9 protein-coding genes are annotated in these 15,228 nt (G+C 69.2%); 7 read left to right on the forward strand and 2 right to left on the reverse strand.

Annotated features, from left to right (window positions below; all coding sequences use genetic code 11):
- The 3 genes from BDI24065_RS36665 to BDI24065_RS36675 form a co-directional block, all read left to right on the forward strand.
- Positions 1-1,882: primosomal protein N' (locus tag BDI24065_RS36665; protein WP_175035278.1), on the forward strand; the 1,882-nt coding region annotated here is incomplete at its 5' end.
- A 378-nt stretch (positions 1,883-2,260) separates the two neighbouring features.
- Positions 2,261-6,193 carry a trifunctional transcriptional regulator/proline dehydrogenase/L-glutamate gamma-semialdehyde dehydrogenase gene (putA, locus tag BDI24065_RS36670; RefSeq protein WP_175035279.1) on the forward strand — a complete coding sequence of 1,311 codons (3,933 nt, stop codon included), beginning with the start codon at positions 2,261-2,263 and terminating at the stop codon, positions 6,191-6,193.
- Positions 6,194-6,277: 84 nt separating this feature from the next.
- On the forward strand, positions 6,278-7,417 hold the full coding sequence (locus tag BDI24065_RS36675; RefSeq protein ID WP_174940214.1) for a branched-chain amino acid ABC transporter substrate-binding protein: 1,140 nt from the start codon (positions 6,278-6,280) through the stop codon (positions 7,415-7,417).
- A 112-nt stretch (positions 7,418-7,529) separates the two neighbouring features.
- Here the strand turns inward: BDI24065_RS36675 and BDI24065_RS36680 are convergent, their stop codons facing one another.
- Together BDI24065_RS36680 and BDI24065_RS36685 are read right to left on the reverse strand one after the other, a co-directional pair.
- Positions 7,530-9,038, reverse strand: a complete 1,509-nt coding sequence (locus BDI24065_RS36680) for a class I adenylate-forming enzyme family protein (protein ID WP_175035280.1) — start codon at positions 9,036-9,038, stop codon at positions 7,530-7,532.
- A 60-nt stretch (positions 9,039-9,098) separates the two neighbouring features.
- A complete protein-coding gene (locus BDI24065_RS36685) occupies positions 9,099-10,751 on the reverse strand; it encodes an acyl-CoA dehydrogenase family protein (RefSeq protein ID WP_175035281.1) in 1,653 nt (550 codons plus the stop codon).
- Between the two features lie 121 nt (positions 10,752-10,872).
- Between BDI24065_RS36685 and BDI24065_RS36690 the strand changes: the two genes are divergently transcribed.
- From BDI24065_RS36690 to BDI24065_RS36705, 4 genes are all read left to right on the forward strand, one after another.
- On the forward strand, positions 10,873-11,541 hold the full coding sequence (locus BDI24065_RS36690) for a TetR/AcrR family transcriptional regulator (RefSeq protein ID WP_175035282.1): 669 nt from the start codon (positions 10,873-10,875) through the stop codon (positions 11,539-11,541).
- A gap of 210 nt (positions 11,542-11,751) precedes the next feature.
- Positions 11,752-12,906, forward strand: a complete 1,155-nt coding sequence (locus BDI24065_RS36695) for a pyridoxal phosphate-dependent aminotransferase (protein ID WP_175035283.1) — start codon at positions 11,752-11,754, stop codon at positions 12,904-12,906.
- A 57-nt stretch (positions 12,907-12,963) separates the two neighbouring features.
- On the forward strand, positions 12,964-13,752 hold the full coding sequence (locus tag BDI24065_RS36700) for an ABC transporter substrate-binding protein (RefSeq protein ID WP_175035284.1): 789 nt from the start codon (positions 12,964-12,966) through the stop codon (positions 13,750-13,752).
- A gap of 15 nt (positions 13,753-13,767) precedes the next feature.
- A complete protein-coding gene (locus BDI24065_RS36705; protein ID WP_175035285.1) occupies positions 13,768-15,198 on the forward strand; it encodes an FAD-binding oxidoreductase in 1,431 nt (476 codons plus the stop codon).
- Positions 15,199-15,228: the final 30 nt, after the last annotated feature.

Here is a 15,228-nt window from a genome sequence, read left to right on the forward strand (position 1 = left end):
CCGCGCGGCGCTGCCCGATGCGCTGCCCGCACGCGGGGCCGCGCTGCGGCGGCTTGCGCAGGCGCTGGTCGACACCGGCTCGCTGGCGTTGCCCGATGCGCGCGCGCTGCACCCGAAGGCGGCCGCGACGCTCGACGACTGGGCGGCGCGCGGCTGGGTCGACGTCGAGGAGATCGGCTGGGCCGATGCGCCTGTGCCCAAAGCTGTGGATAACCTGTTGGCAGCCGGTGGACGAACTGTGCCGCCGGCGCTCACGGACCAGCAGACCGAGGCGCTCGACGCGATCCACGCCGCGCAGGGCTTCGCCCCGTTCCTGCTGCACGGCGTGACCGGCAGCGGCAAGACCGAGGTCTATCTGCATGCGCTTGCGTCGCTGCTTAACGCACGGCCGGACGCGCAGGCGCTCGTGCTCGTCCCCGAAATCAACCTGACGCCGCAGTTCGAGGCCGCGTTTCGCGCGCGCTTCGCGGGGGCGCTCGCCGACGATGCAATCGTCACGCTGCACAGCGGGCTCGCCGAGGGCGAGCGCGCGCGCAACTGGCTCGCCGCGCATACGGGCCGCGCGCGGATCGTGCTCGGCACGCGCCTCGCGGTGCTCGCGTCGATGCCGACGCTCGCGCTGATCGTCGTCGACGAGGAACACGAGCCCGCGTACAAGCAGCAGGAAGGGCTGCGCTATTCGGCGCGCGATCTCGCCGTGTGGCGCGCGAAGCAACTCGGCATCACGGTCGTGCTCGGCTCGGCGACGCCGTCGCTCGAAAGCTGGTGGCAGGCCGAGCAGGGCCGCTACACGCGGCTCACGCTGTCGCGCCGCGCGGTGGCCGACGCGACGCTGCCGACCGTGCGGCTGATCGACCTCGAAGAGGAGCGACGGCGCGGGCGCGCGTCGATGGGCGGGTTGTCCGGGCCGCTCGTCGCGGCGCTGAAGGCGCGGCTCGAGCGCGGCGAGCAAAGCCTCGTGTTCCTGAACCGGCGCGGCTACGCACCGCAGCTCGCGTGCGATGCGTGCGGCTGGGTCGCCGGCTGCCCGCGCTGCAGCGCGTACGTCGTGCTGCACAAGCCCGAGCACGCGCTGCGCTGCCATCACTGCGGCTGGGAATCGCGCATTCCGCGATCGTGCCCCGAGTGCGGGAACGTCGACATCGCGCCGCTCGGGCGCGGCACGCAACGCATCGAGGAGGCGCTCGCCGAGGCCGTGCCGGGTGCGCGCGTGCTGCGGATCGACGCGGACAGCACACGCCGCAAGGGCAGCGCGCAGGCGCTCTTTTCCGATGTGCACGCGGGCGAGGTCGATATCCTCGTCGGCACGCAGATGATTGCCAAGGGGCACGACTTCCAGCGCGTGTCGCTCGTCGGTGTGCTCAATGCCGACACCGCGCTCTTCTCGCACGACTTCCGCGCGAGCGAACGGCTGTTCGCGCAGCTGATGCAGGTGAGCGGCCGAGCGGGGCGCGCCGGGTTGCCGGGCGAAGTGCTCGTGCAGACGCGTTACCCGCGTCACGCGCTGTACCACGCGCTCGGGCGGCAGGATTACGTCGGCTTCGCGAATTCGACGCTCGGCGAGCGCCGCGACGCGCACCTGCCACCGTTCGTCTACCAGGCGCTGCTGCGCGCCGAAGGGCGCACGCTCGACGCGGCGCTCGCGTTCCTGCTGCAAGCCGCGGCCGCGTTGCCGGGGCTGCCCGGCGCCGATCGCGTGACCGTGTACGACGCGGTGCCGATGACGATCGTCAAGGTCGCGAACGTCCATCGCGCGCAGTTGCTGCTCGAAAGCGCATCGCGGGCGGCGCTGCAGCATGCGCTGCGCGCGTGGCAGCCGGAGCTGCGCGCGCTGAAGGGCGTGCTGCGGTGGAGCGTCGAGGTCGATCCGCTGGATATCTGAGCGGCGCCCGCGCGACTGTCGCGCGGCAGCGCCGCCGCATCGAGACCCGGGCCACCGGGCACCCCTGAATCGTCTTTTGCCGCCCGGCCGCGCTCCGGCGCCACACCCGCCGTCACACCCAGTGCAACCCGTTTTCGTCCGTCGCCACGCGCGCGGAAGGTTGCGCACGCGTGTCAAACCGGCTCGCTCAGGGAAAACACCGATCCTCCGACCACGGGCAACCCCTAGGTTGCAACCGCATAAGTGGCTGATTATATTGACTAACTTGTGGGTGCAACCTATCTTGCAATTTGGTTGCACCTTTTTATTGCGTGCCGTAGGATTTCGCGCATCCTCTCACACCACATTGCCGGGCTCGCACCGGCGCACGAACCCACCATGGCAAGCACGACTCTCGGCGTCAAAGTCGACGACCTTCTCCGCTCGCGCCTCAAGGACGCCGCTGCGCGTCTCGAGCGCACTCCCCACTGGCTGATCAAGCAGGCGATCTTCGCGTACCTCGAGCGGATCGAGCACGGCCAGTTGCCGCCCGAGCTGTCGGGCCACAGCGGCGTGACGGAGCTCGCCGACGGTCAGGCCTCGGACGGCGACGACGACAACTCGCCGCATCCGTTCCTCGAGTTCGCGCAGAACGTGCAACCGCAATCGGTGCTGCGCGCGGCGATCACGGCTGCGTACCGCCGCCCCGAGCCGGAATGCGTGCCGTTCCTGCTCGGTCAGGCGCGCCTGCCCGCGAACCTCCAGGCGGACGTGCAGGCGCTCGCGACGAAGCTCGTCGAGGCGCTGCGCGAGAAGAGCTCCGGCGGCGGCGTCGAAGGGCTGATCCACGAGTTCTCGCTGTCGAGCCAGGAAGGCGTCGCGCTGATGTGCCTCGCCGAAGCGCTGCTGCGCATTCCCGATCGCGCGACGCGCGATGCGCTGATCCGCGACAAGATCAGCAAGGGCGACTGGCGTTCGCACGTCGGCCACGCGCCGTCGCTGTTCGTGAACGCGGCGACCTGGGGGCTGATGATCACCGGCAAGCTCGTGACGACCAACAGCGAAGCAGGGCTGTCGTCGGCGCTGACGCGCCTGATCGGCCGCGGCGGCGAGCCGCTGATCCGCAAGGGCGTCGACATGGCGATGCGCCTGATGGGCGAGCAGTTCGTCACCGGCGAGACGATTTCCGAAGCACTGGCGAACAGCCGCAAGTACGAAGCGCGCGGCTTCCGCTACTCGTACGACATGCTCGGCGAAGCGGCGACGACCGAAGAGGATGCGCAGCGCTACTACGCGTCGTACGAACAGGCGATCCACGCGATCGGCAAGGCGGCCGGCGGCCGCGGCATCTACGAAGGCCCGGGCATCTCGATCAAGCTGTCGGCGCTGCACGCGCGCTACTCGCGCTCGCAGCAGGACCGCACGATGAGCGAGCTGCTGCCGCGCGTGCGCGCGCTCGCGCTGCTCGCACGCCGCTACGACATCGGCCTGAACATCGACGCGGAAGAAGCCGACCGCCTCGAGCTGTCGCTCGACCTGCTGGAAGCGCTGTGCTTCGACCCGGATCTCGCGGGCTGGAACGGCATCGGCTTCGTCGTGCAGGGCTACCAGAAGCGCTGCCCGTTCGTGATCGACTACCTGATCGATCTCGCGCGCCGCAGCCGTCACCGCCTGATGATCCGCCTCGTGAAGGGCGCGTACTGGGATACCGAGATCAAGCGTGCGCAGGTCGACGGCCTCGAAGGCTATCCGGTCTACACGCGCAAGATCTACACCGACGTGTCGTACCTCGCGTGCGCGAAGAAGCTGCTCGCGGCGCCGGATGCCGTCTACCCGCAGTTCGCGACGCACAACGCGCACACGCTGGCCGCGATCTACCAGCTCGCGGGCCAGAACTACTACCCGGGCCAGTACGAATTCCAGTGCCTGCACGGGATGGGCGAGCCGCTGTACGAGGAAGTCACGGGCCGCGACAAGCTGAACCGTCCGTGCCGCGTGTACGCACCGGTCGGCACGCACGAGACGCTGCTCGCGTACCTGGTGCGCCGCCTGCTCGAGAACGGCGCGAACACGTCGTTCGTGAACCGCATCGCGGATAAGACCGTGGCGGTGAAGGAGCTGGTCGCCGATCCGGTCGATGAGGCGTCGAAGGTCGTGCCGCTCGGCGCGCCGCACGCGAAGATCCCGCTGCCGCGCCACCTGTACGGCGACGAGCGTCCCAACTCGATGGGCCTCGACCTGTCGAACGAACACCGTCTCGCGTCGCTGTCGTCCGCGCTGCTCGCGAGCGCGCATTTCCCGTGGCGCGCGGCGCCGATGCTCGCCGACGACACGCTCGCCGACGCGCCGGCCCGCGACGTGCGCAACCCGGCCGACCAGCGCGACCTGGTGGGTACGGTCAGCGAAGCGACGGCCGAACACGTGAGCGCGGCGCTCGCGCACGCGGTGGCCGCCGCGCCGATCTGGCAGGCAACGCCGGTCGATGCGCGTGCCGATTGCCTGGTGCGTGCGGCCGACCTGCTCGAAGCGCAGATGCATACGCTGATGGGCCTGATCGTGCGCGAAGCCGGCAAGTCGCTGCCGAACGCGATCGCCGAGATCCGCGAAGCGGTCGACTTCCTGCGCTACTACGCCGCGCAGATCCGCGATGAATTCTCGAACGACACGCACCGTCCGCTGGGCCCCGTGGTCTGTATCAGCCCGTGGAACTTCCCGCTCGCGATCTTCATGGGCCAGGTCGCCGCGGCACTCGCCGCCGGCAACACGGTGCTCGCGAAGCCGGCCGAACAGACGCCGCTGATCGCCGCGCAGGCCGTGCGCCTGCTGCGCGAGGCCGGCGTGCCTGCCGGTGCGGTACAGCTGCTGCCGGGCACCGGCGAAACCGTCGGCGCGGCGCTGGTGGCCGACGCGCGTACCCGCGCGGTGATGTTCACCGGCTCGACCGAAGTCGCGCGCCTGATCAACAAGACGCTGTCCGCGCGCCTCGACCCGGACGGCAAGCCGATCCCGCTGATCGCCGAAACGGGCGGCCAGAACGCGATGATCGTCGACTCGTCGGCGCTCGCGGAGCAGGTCGTCGCGGACGTGATGCAGTCGTCTTTCGACTCGGCCGGTCAACGGTGTTCGGCGCTGCGCGTTCTGTGTCTGCAGGACGATGTTGCGGACCGCACGCTGACGATGCTCAAGGGTGCGATGCACGAACTGGCGCTCGGCAACCCCGACCGGCTGTCGACGGACGTCGGCCCGGTGATCGACGGTGAAGCGAAGCAGACGATCGACACGCACGTCGCGGCGATGAAGGACAAGGGGCACGGCGTCACGCAGCTGCCGGCGCCCGAGGCCTGCGCGCACGGTACGTTCGTGCCGCCGACGCTGATCGAGATCGGCAGCATCGACGAGCTGAAGCGCGAAGTGTTCGGCCCGGTGCTGCACGTGGTGCGCTACCGCCGCAGCCAGCTCGACAAGCTGCTGGAGCAGATCCGCGCGACCGGCTACGGCCTGACGCTCGGCATCCACACGCGGATCGACGAGACGATCGCACACGTGATCTCGAATGCGCACGTCGGCAACATCTACGTGAACCGCAACGTGATCGGCGCGGTGGTCGGCGTGCAGCCGTTCGGCGGCGAAGGGCTGTCGGGCACGGGCCCGAAGGCCGGCGGCGCGCTGTACCTGCAGCGCCTGCTCGCGACACGTCCGTCAGGCCTGCCGCGTTCGCTCGCGCAGACGCTGATCGCGGACGGCGCGGTGGAAGGCGATACGCGCGGCAACCCGGCGGCGGCGCTGACCACGCTGCGCGACTGGCTGATCGAGCAGCGCGAGCCGGCACTGGCGGCACGTTGCGACGGCTATCTGGCGCAGGTGCCGGCCGGTGCGACCGCGGTGCTGAGCGGCCCGACCGGTGAGCGAAACACGTATACACTCGGCCCGCGCGGCACGGTGTTGTGCGTCGCGGCGACGCCGGGCGGTGCGCGCGCGCAGTTCGCGGCCGTGCTGGCGACCGGTAACCGTGCGCTGTTCGCGGGCGCGGCCGGCGAGGCGCTGGTCGCCGCGCTGCCGGCATCGCTGAAGGCGCATGCGGCCGTGCGCAAGCAGGCCGACGCGCCGTTCGACGCGGTGCTGTTCGAAGGCGACAGCGACGAACTGCAGACGCTGGTGAAGGACGTCGCGCAGCGGCCGGGCCCGATCGTGTCGGTGCAGGGCGTGTCGGTGGGCGCGTTCGAGAACGGCGATGCGGAAGATTACGCGCTGGAACGGCTGCTGACGGAGCGCTCGGTGAGCGTGAACACGGCCGCGGCGGGTGGCAATGCGAATTTGATGACGATCGGCTGATCATCCTTGCCGTTCGGATCAAACAAAGGAAGCGGCAAGGCGATCCCGAAGCCGCTCCATTTACCCTGGTACCAAGGAGATGCTATGCAACACACGATGAAAAAGCTGGCAGGCGCGACGTTTGTCGCCGTCATGTCGCTGGCGGGGACGGCCCATGCGGATGACGTGAAGATCGGTTACGCAGGGCCGATGACGGGTGCGCAGGCGCACTACGGCAAGGATATGCAGAACGGGATCGTGCTCGCGCTGGAAGACTTCAACGCGACGAACCCGAAGATCGGCGGCAAGCCGGTGAAGTTCGTGCTCAACACGCAGGACGACCAGGCTGACCCGCGCACGGGCACGACGGTCGCGCAGAAGCTCGTCGACGACGGCATCAAGGGCATGCTCGGCCACTTCAACTCGGGCACGACGATCCCGGCTTCGCGCATCTACGCGAACGCAGGCATTCCGGAAATCGCAATGGCGACGGCGCCGGAATACACGCAGCAAGGCTACAAGACGACCTTCCGCATGATGACGTCCGACACCCAGCAGGGCTCGGTGGCCGGCACGTTCGCGTCGAAGGATCTCGGCATGAAGAAGATCGCGATCGTCGACGACCGCACGGCCTACGGCCAGGGTCTCGCCGACCAGTTCGAGAAGGCCGCGAAGGCCGGCGGCGCATCGATCGTCGACCGTGAGTTCACGAACGACAAGGCCGTGGACTTCAAGGCAATCCTGACGAAGCTGAAGTCGGCGAAGCCGGATCTCATCTACTACGGTGGCGCGGATTCGCAGGCAGCGCCGATGGTCAAGCAGATGAAGACGCTCGGCATCACCGCACCGCTGATGAGCGGCGAAATGGTGAAGACGCCGACGTTCCTGAAGATCGCGGGCAACGCGGCCGACGGCACGATCGCTTCGCTGGCCGGTCTCCCGCTGGAAGAAATGCCGGGCGGCAAGGCCTACGCCGACAAGTACAAGAAGCGTTTCGGCGAAGACGTGCAGACGTACTCGCCGTACGCGTACGACGGCGCGATGGCGATGCTCAACGCGATGAAGAAGGCCGATTCGACCGATCCGGCGAAGTACCTGCCGGTGCTCGCGAAGAGCGACATGGCCGGTGTCACGTCGACGCACGTCGCGTATGACGCGAAGGGCGACCTGAAGAACGGCGGCATCACGATGTACAAGGTCGAGAAGGGCGAGTGGAAGCCGCTGAAGAGCATCGGCGGCAAGTAAGCAGCCTGTGATGTGACGCACGGGCGGTGGCGAATGTCGCTGCCTGGCCGATCAGGAAAAAGCCACCGGGCCGTCGGGCCGGGTGGCTTTTTTTTTGCAGTCGGGCAAGCGGCTAGTCGCGACGCACGCGCAGCAGGAACTTCTGCAGCTTGCCCGTCGGCGTGCGCGGCAGTGCCTGCGCGAACGTGAATTCGCGCGGGATCTTGTACGCGGCGAGTCGCTCGCCGCAGAACGCGCGCAACGCATCCGCATCGGGCGCCGCGTTCGCGCGCAGCACCACATGTGCGACGACCGTCTCGCCCCAGTCCGGATGCGGGACGCCGACGACGGCCGCCTCGGCGATGTCCGGGTGCGCGCCGAGCACGTCCTCCACTTCCTTCGAGTAGACGTTCTCGCCGCCCGTCACGATCATGTCCTTCAGCCGATCGACGATGAACAGGTAGCCATCCTGATCGATCCGCGCGATGTCGCCGGTGCGATACCAGCCGCCCGGCGCGAACGCGGCGCGTGTCGCGGCCGCGTCGTCGAGATAGCCGAGCATCATGCTGTCGGTCTTCAGCCAGATCTCGCCGGTCTCGCCCGGCTGCGCGTCGATGCCGTCCATCCGCACGACGCGCAGGTCGACGCCCGGGCCGCCCGTGCGGCCGATCGAACCGGCCTTCGCGATCTGCTCGTCCGGATACAGCGTCGTGCCGGCCGGGCCCGCTTCCGTCATGCCGTACACCTGGAAGAACGCGTCGCTGCGATACGCGTGCGCGAGCCGTTCGGCCTGCGCGGGTCCGATCGGACCGCCGCCGTACAGCCAGGCGCGCACGCTCGACAGGTCGAACGCCGCGAAGCCGTCGATCGTGTCGAGCGGCAGCAGGTACGACACCGGTGCGCCGAAGTAAAGCGTCACGCGCTCGCGCTCGACGGTCTGCAGGAATCGCAGCGGATGGTATTCGCGCAGCAGCACGACGGTGCCGCCTGCGACCAGCGTGCCGCCGAACCAGTTGTTGAGCGGCGACGAATGCCAGATCGGCATCGCCATCAGCGTGCGCTCGTTGCGGCCGATGCCGGTTGCGAGCGCTGCCTGCATCGCGGCGAGCGTCACGGTGCGGTGGCTGTGCACGCAGCCTTTCGGGTGGCCGGTCGTGCCGGACGTATAGAGGATCTGCGCGATGTCGCCGTCGGCCGGCTCGATACCCGCGAGGCCGTCCATCGTCGCGCACAGCGTGTCGAAGCACGGCACGCCGTCGAGCTCGCCTTCGGTCACGAGCCGTCGCGCGGGATGCACGAGGCGTTCGGTCACCGGCGCGAGCGCCACGTCGAACAGCAGCACCTTGCTGCGGCTGTGTTCGAGCACGTAGTCGACTTCCGGCGCCTGCAGCTTGTGGTTGATCGGCACGAACGTCGCACCCAGCCGCCACGCGCCGAACATCAGGTCGACGAAGGCCGGCGTGTTGAAGCACATCGCGGCGACGCGGTCGCCGGCCGCGATGCCGAGCGCGCTCAGCACGGCTGCCGCGCGGTGCGAGCGCTCGCGCGCGGCGGCATAGGTGATCGTCGCGGATTCGCTGACGAGGAACGGCTTGTCGGGCGTCGCACGGGCGGCGCGGTCGAGGGCGGCGACGAGGTTCATCGGGACTCCGGGCGGGCGAACGAAGGCAAACTGGGTCGTACCAAGCTGTCCGAAACGGCATCAGGCCGGGTACGCGCGCTGCAGCAGCGCGGCGACGTCGATCGCGTGCGGGTCGAAGCCGCCTGCGATGCGGCCCCAATCGGGCGCGGCGAGCCGCGTCGCGACGAACGCATCGGCGACGGCCGCCGGCGCATCGCGGCGCAGCAGGCACGCCTGCGCGACCACCGCGAGCCGCTGGGCGAACACGCGGCCCGACGCCTCGAGCGTGTCGGCCGGCGCCGCGAGCATCGTGCGCAGTGCGTCGAGCGCCGCGCGGATGCGCGGTTCGCCCGCGCCGAGGTCGGCGAGTTCGGCGAACAGCGCGGCGGCCGCGTCGGGTTCGCGCGATATCGCGCGCAGCACGTCGAGGCACATCACGTTGCCCGAGCCTTCCCAGATCGAGTTGACGGGCGCCTCGCGAAACAGCCGCGCGATCGGGCCGTCGTCGACATAACCGTTGCCGCCGAACACTTCCATCACCTCGCCGGTCAGCTCGACCGCGCGCTTGCACACCCAGAATTTCGCGGCGGGCGTGACGATGCGCTTCCAGGCGCGTTCGCGCGGCGAGTCGTCGCGTTCGAACGCGTCGGCGAGACGCATCGACAGTGACAGCGCCGCTTCGCTTTCGAGCGCGAGATCGGCCAGCACGGTACGCATCAGCGGCTGCTCGGCGAGGGCGCGGCCGAATGCATGGCGCTGGCGCGTGTACGCGATCGCCTGCACGACGCCCTGGCGCAGCATCGCCGCGCTGCCGAGCACGCAGTTCAACCGCGTGTAGGTGGCCATCTCGATGATGGTCGGAATGCCGCGGCCTTCGTCGCCGAGCATGATGCCCCACGCGTCGTTCAGCTCGATCTCGCTGCTCGAGTTGCTGCGGTTGCCGACCTTGTCCTTCAGTCGTTGGATCTCGACCGTGTTCTTCGTGCCGTCCGGCCGCCAGCGCGGCACGTAGAAGCACGACGGGCTGCCGGCTTCGGTGCGCGCGACGACGAGGTGCGCGTCGCACATCGGCGCGGAGAAAAACCACTTGTGGCCGCGCAGCCGGTATTCGCCGCCGCGTCCGCCCGCGCCGACGGCGGTCGCGAGCGTCGTGTTCGCGCGCACGTCGGAGCCGCCCTGTTTCTCGGTCATGCCCATGCCGAACCAGATCGAGCGCTTGTCGGCGACCGGCACGTCGCGCGGATCGTAGTCGTTGCTGTAGAGCTTGTCGCGCAGCAGGTCCCACAGCGCGGGCTCCTTCTGCAGCACGGGGATCGCGGCCTGCGTCATCGTCGCCGGGCACAGCGTGCCGGCCTCGATCTGGCCATGCAGGTAGAAGCCGGCCGCGGTCGCGGCCCAGCGGCCGCGGCGCGTGTCGCGGAACGCGAGCGACACGAAGCCCTCGTGGCGGTACTGGCCGAGCAGCGTGTGCCACGCCGGGTGGAAGTCGACGCGGTCGATGCGCCGGCCGCGCCGGTCGAAGGTGTGCAGCTCCGGTGTGTGGTGGTTCGCTTCGTCGGCAAGCCGCGCGGTGTCGGCGCTGCCGAGCCGCGCGCCGTACGCGTCGAGCTGCGGCATGGCCCAGTCGGCGCCCGCGCGGGTGAGCGCGTCGCGCAGTGCGATGTCCGTCGCGAAGAGGTTATAGTCGACCAGTTCGTCGAACTGGTTCGTGACGGCGTGAGTCGATTCGGTCATCGAGGTTGTCTCCGGTCTCATGCTTCGCGGGCGGCCGGCGTCATGCCGCACGGATGACACTTCGGCGCCGGCGCCGGCCCCCGGTAAAACGCATTCCCTGCTGATTTCCAGAGTAGCAAATATGCCGCCGCGACATGTTCAGGTTCCGGCGCCGCCCGGCCAGCCGGCGGCGCAACCCGCGCCAGCGTTGCGCCGCCGGCCGCGCCAGTCGCGCGCGCAGGCGAGTTCCGACGCGCTGCAGCAGGCGTTCGTTCAGCTTTTGCTCGAACGCGGCTACGCGAAGGCGACGATCCGCGAGATCGCGGCTGTCACGGGCGTCAGCATCGGCACGTTCTACGAGTATTTCGGCGACAAGCAGAGCCTCGCGGCGCTCTGCATCCACCGGCACGTGCAGGTGTTGGCCGACCGGCTGCGCGACGCCATCGCGCGGCTGCGCGGCGTGCCGCGGGGCGAACTGGCCGCCGCGCTCGTCGACCTGCAGGTCGAGGCGATCGGCGCCGACACCGCGCTGTGGGGCGCGCTCTTCGCGCTGGAGCGGCAGGTGTCGCCGCTTACCGCCTACCGCCGGCATTACGACGCGTATGTCGCGCTGTGGCGCGACGCGCTTGCGCACGCGGCCGATCCGCCGCCGGCCGCGCGGCTCGACGGGCTCGCGCGGATGGCCCACACGATCTGCTACGGCGGTCTCTCGCAGGCGTTGCTGACGCTCGGGCCCGCGTTCGACATCGCCGCGCTGCGCGACGAACTGCGGGCCGTGCTGCTCGCCTACCTGGCGGCGGCCGACCGGTAACATCCCCTAGGGGAAATGCCTGATTCGCATGTCGGCCTGGCAGCTGAGCCTTGCCGCTGCGCGCTCCTCTCCACGAGCCATGAGAAAAATGCATGGCCGCCATGACGAACTTTCGATTGTCCGCCGATATTGGCTCGGGCTAAATCATGCGGCAGATGCAGGCCGCGCGCGCCGCGCGGGGCCGCCCGAAGGACATCAGAAGGAGGAGTCATGCGAAGCGCCACCGCGCCCCGTTCGAAACTGCCCGACGTCGGGACGACGATCTTCACGGTGATCGGCCAACTGGCTGCTCAGCACGATGCGTTGAACCTGTCGCAGGGCGCGCCGAATTTCGCGCCCGATCCGGCGCTCGTCGAAGGCGTCGCGCGCGCGATGCGCGACGGGCACAACCAGTACGCGCCGATGGCCGGCGTCATGGCGCTGCGCGAGCGGCTCGCCGAAAAGACCGAGGCGCTGTACGGCACACGCTACGACCCGGCCACCGAGATCACGGTGATCGCGAGCGCGAGCGAAGGGCTCTACGCGGCGATCAGCGCGCTCGTGCATCCGGGCGACGAGGTGATCTACTTCGAGCCGTCGTTCGACAGCTATGCGCCGATCGTGCGGCTGCAGGGCGCGACGCCGGTGGCGATCAAGCTGTCGCCCGAGCATTTCCGCGTGAACTGGGACGAAGTCGCCGCGGCGATCAACCCGCGCACGCGGATGATCATCGTGAACACGCCGCACAACCCGACCGCGACCGTGTTTTCCGCCGACGATCTCGAACGGCTCGCGCAGCTCACGCGCGACACGGGCATCGTGGTGCTGTCCGACGAAGTCTACGAGCACGTCGTGTTCGACGGCGCGCAGCACCAGAGCGTGGCGCGTCATCGCGAGCTGGCCGAGCGCAGCGTGATCGTGTCGTCGTTCGGCAAGTCGTTCCACGTGACGGGCTGGCGGGTCGGCCATTGCCTCGCGCCGGCCGAGCTGATGGACGAGATCCGCAAGGTGCACCAGTTCATGGTGTTCGCGGCCGACACGCCGATGCAGGTCGCGTTCGCGGAGATCCTCGCGCGGCCGGACAGCTATCTTGGGCTGTCGGCGTTCTACCAGGCCAAGCGCGACCTGCTCGCGCGCGAGCTGGCCGATTCCCGATTCGAGCTGCTGCCGAGCGAAGGCTCGTTCTTCATGCTCGCGCGCTTCCGGCATTTCTCGGACGAAAGCGACAGCGACTTCGTGCTGCGCCTGATCCGCGACGCGCGTGTCGCGACGATTCCGCTGTCGGCGTTCTATACCGACGGCACCGACGCCGGCGTGATCCGGCTCAGTTTTTCGAAGGACGACGCGACGCTGGTCGAAGGCGCGCGGCGGCTGCGTTCGCTGTAAGGCCCGTATGGAAACCGGCGACGGGAGCGTCGCACCGACCAGACACAGGAGATCACGATGAAGCACACGGCCACCCTGAAACTCGCATTCGCACTCGCGTGCGCCATCGGCTCGGGCGCGGCGCTCGCCGATGCGCAGACGCTGCGCTTCGGCCTCGAAGCGCAATACCCGCCGTTCGAATCGAAGGCGCCGAACGGCGACCTGCAGGGCTTCGACGTCGACGTCGGCAATGCCGTCTGCCAGACGGCGAAGCTGTCGTGCAAATGGGTCGAGACGTCGTTCGACGGCCTGATTCCCGCGCTGAAGGGCCGCAAGTTCGACGCGATCAATTCGGCGATGAACGCGACCGAACAGCGGCGCCAGGCGATCGACTTCACGACGATCATCTATCGCGTGCCGACCCAGTTGATCGCGCGCACCGGCAGCGGCCTGCTGCCGACGCCGGAATCGCTGAAGGGCAAGCGCGTCGGCGTGCTGCAGGCGTCGATCCAGGAAACCTTCGCGAAGGCGCACTGGGAGCCGGCCGGTGTCGCGATCGTCGCGTACCAGGACCAGAACCAGGCGTACGCGGATCTCGTGTCGGGCCGTCTCGACGCGACGCTCGTGCTCGCACCGTCCGGCCAGCGCGGCTTCCTGTCGCGTCCGGACGGCAAGGGTTTCTCGTTCGTCGGCCAGCCGGTGCATGACGACAAGATCCTCGGCAGCGGCATCGCATTCGGGCTGCGCAAGGGTGACAGCGCGCTGAAGGCGAAACTCGATGCGGCGATCGACAAGCTGAAGGCGGACGGGACGGTGAAGTCGCTCGGCCTGAAGTATTTCGGCGATATCGACATCTCGGCGAAGTAAGGGGGGCCGCGCGCGATGCAGAACTCGAATCCGACCGTCGCGGGCAGCGAACCGGACGGCGCGCCACTGCCGGACGATGCGCTCGCCGCCGTGCTGATAGCCGAACTGGGCGACGCGCTCGTCACGCGCTCGGCCGACATCGATCCGCGTTACTTCACCGCGTACAACGAGCCGGCCGGCGTGCGGCCGCGCGCGCTGGTGCGCCCGCGCAGCGTCGACGACGTGTCGCGCACGCTCGCGCTGTGCGCGCGGCTCGGCCAGCCGGTCGTGCCGCAGGGCGGTTTGACGGGGCTCGCACGTGGCGGCGTCGCGCTCGGCGGCGAGGTCGTGCTGTCGATGGAACGCTTCGCGGGCATCGACGCGCTCGACGCGGCGGCCGGCACGATGACGGTCCGCGCCGGAACGCCGCTGCAGACGGTGCAGGAAGCCGCGGAAGCGGCGGGTTTCACGTTCGGTGTCGATCTCGGTGCGCGCGGCTCATGCCAGATCGGCGGCATGCTCGCGACCAACGCGGGCGGCACGCGCGCAATCCGCTACGGGATGATGCGCGAGCAGGTGCTCGGGCTCGAGGCTGTGCTCGCGGACGGCACGGTCGTGTCGTCGATGAACCGGATGCTGAAGAACAACGCGGGCTACGACCTGAAGCAGTTGTTCATCGGCAGCGAGGGGACGCTCGGCGTCGTCACGCGCGCCGTGCTGCGGCTGCATCCGTTGCTGGCCGCGCCGGTCACCGCGCTCTGCCGCGTGCGCGACTACGACGCGGCGGTCGCGTTGTGGAACCGCGTGCGCATGCTGCCGGAGGTCGTCAGCTTCGAGGCGATGTGGCCGGCGTTTTACGACTACGTTGCACGTCATACACCGGGTGTTTCGGCGCCGTTCGTCGGCGACGATGGCTTCGTGATCCTGATCGAATGCGCGACGAGCGCACCGGGCGGCGACGCTCACCGGGCGCTGGAAACAGGTCTCGCGGAGGGGTTCGACGCAGGGCTCGTGGAGGATGCGGTGCTCGCGACGTCGGAGCGGCAGGCGCGCGACCTGTGGACGCTGCGCGAAGGTCTCGCGATCGATGCACTGCCGCGTCTCGTCAACTTCGATGTGAGCCTGCCGACCGGCGAACTCGGCGCATTCGCCGAGCGCTGCGAGGCGGCGTTGCGGGCGCGCTGGCCGGACGTCACGTGCCTGTTCTTCGGCCATGTCGGCGACGGCAACGTGCATATCGGCGTGTCGCTGGCCGGGATGACCGACGCGGACCTCGATGCGCTCGATCATTGCGTGTACGCGGTGGTGCGGGACATGGGCGGCTCGGTGTCGGCCGAGCACGGGATCGGCGTGCTCAAGCGCCCTTATCTCGCACATACGCGCAGCGACGCGGAAATCGGGCTGATGCGACGCCTGAAGGCCGCGCTGGATCCACTCGGCATCCTGAATCCCGGCAAGGTGCTTTGATCGGGGCGATGCGCGTTGCCGGCGGGCGCC

The organism is Burkholderia lata (assembly GCF_902499025.1).
GTDB classification, from domain to species: Bacteria; Pseudomonadota; Gammaproteobacteria; order Burkholderiales; family Burkholderiaceae; genus Burkholderia; species Burkholderia lata_C.

Coding starts and splice junctions, on each gene's coding strand:
- putA (WP_175035279.1), top strand. CDS start 2,261: ATGGCAAGCACGACTCTCGGCGTCAAAGTCGACGACCTTCTCCGCTCG.
- BDI24065_RS36675 (WP_174940214.1), top strand. CDS start 6,278: ATGCAACACACGATGAAAAAGCTGGCAGGCGCGACGTTTGTCGCCGTC.
- BDI24065_RS36680 (WP_175035280.1), bottom strand. CDS start 9,038: ATGAACCTCGTCGCCGCCCTCGACCGCGCCGCCCGTGCGACGCCCGAC.
- BDI24065_RS36685 (WP_175035281.1), bottom strand. CDS start 10,751: ATGACCGAATCGACTCACGCCGTCACGAACCAGTTCGACGAACTGGTC.
- BDI24065_RS36690 (WP_175035282.1), top strand. CDS start 10,873: ATGCCGCCGCGACATGTTCAGGTTCCGGCGCCGCCCGGCCAGCCGGCG.
- BDI24065_RS36695 (WP_175035283.1), top strand. CDS start 11,752: ATGCGAAGCGCCACCGCGCCCCGTTCGAAACTGCCCGACGTCGGGACG.
- BDI24065_RS36700 (WP_175035284.1), top strand. CDS start 12,964: ATGAAGCACACGGCCACCCTGAAACTCGCATTCGCACTCGCGTGCGCC.
- BDI24065_RS36705 (WP_175035285.1), top strand. CDS start 13,768: ATGCAGAACTCGAATCCGACCGTCGCGGGCAGCGAACCGGACGGCGCG.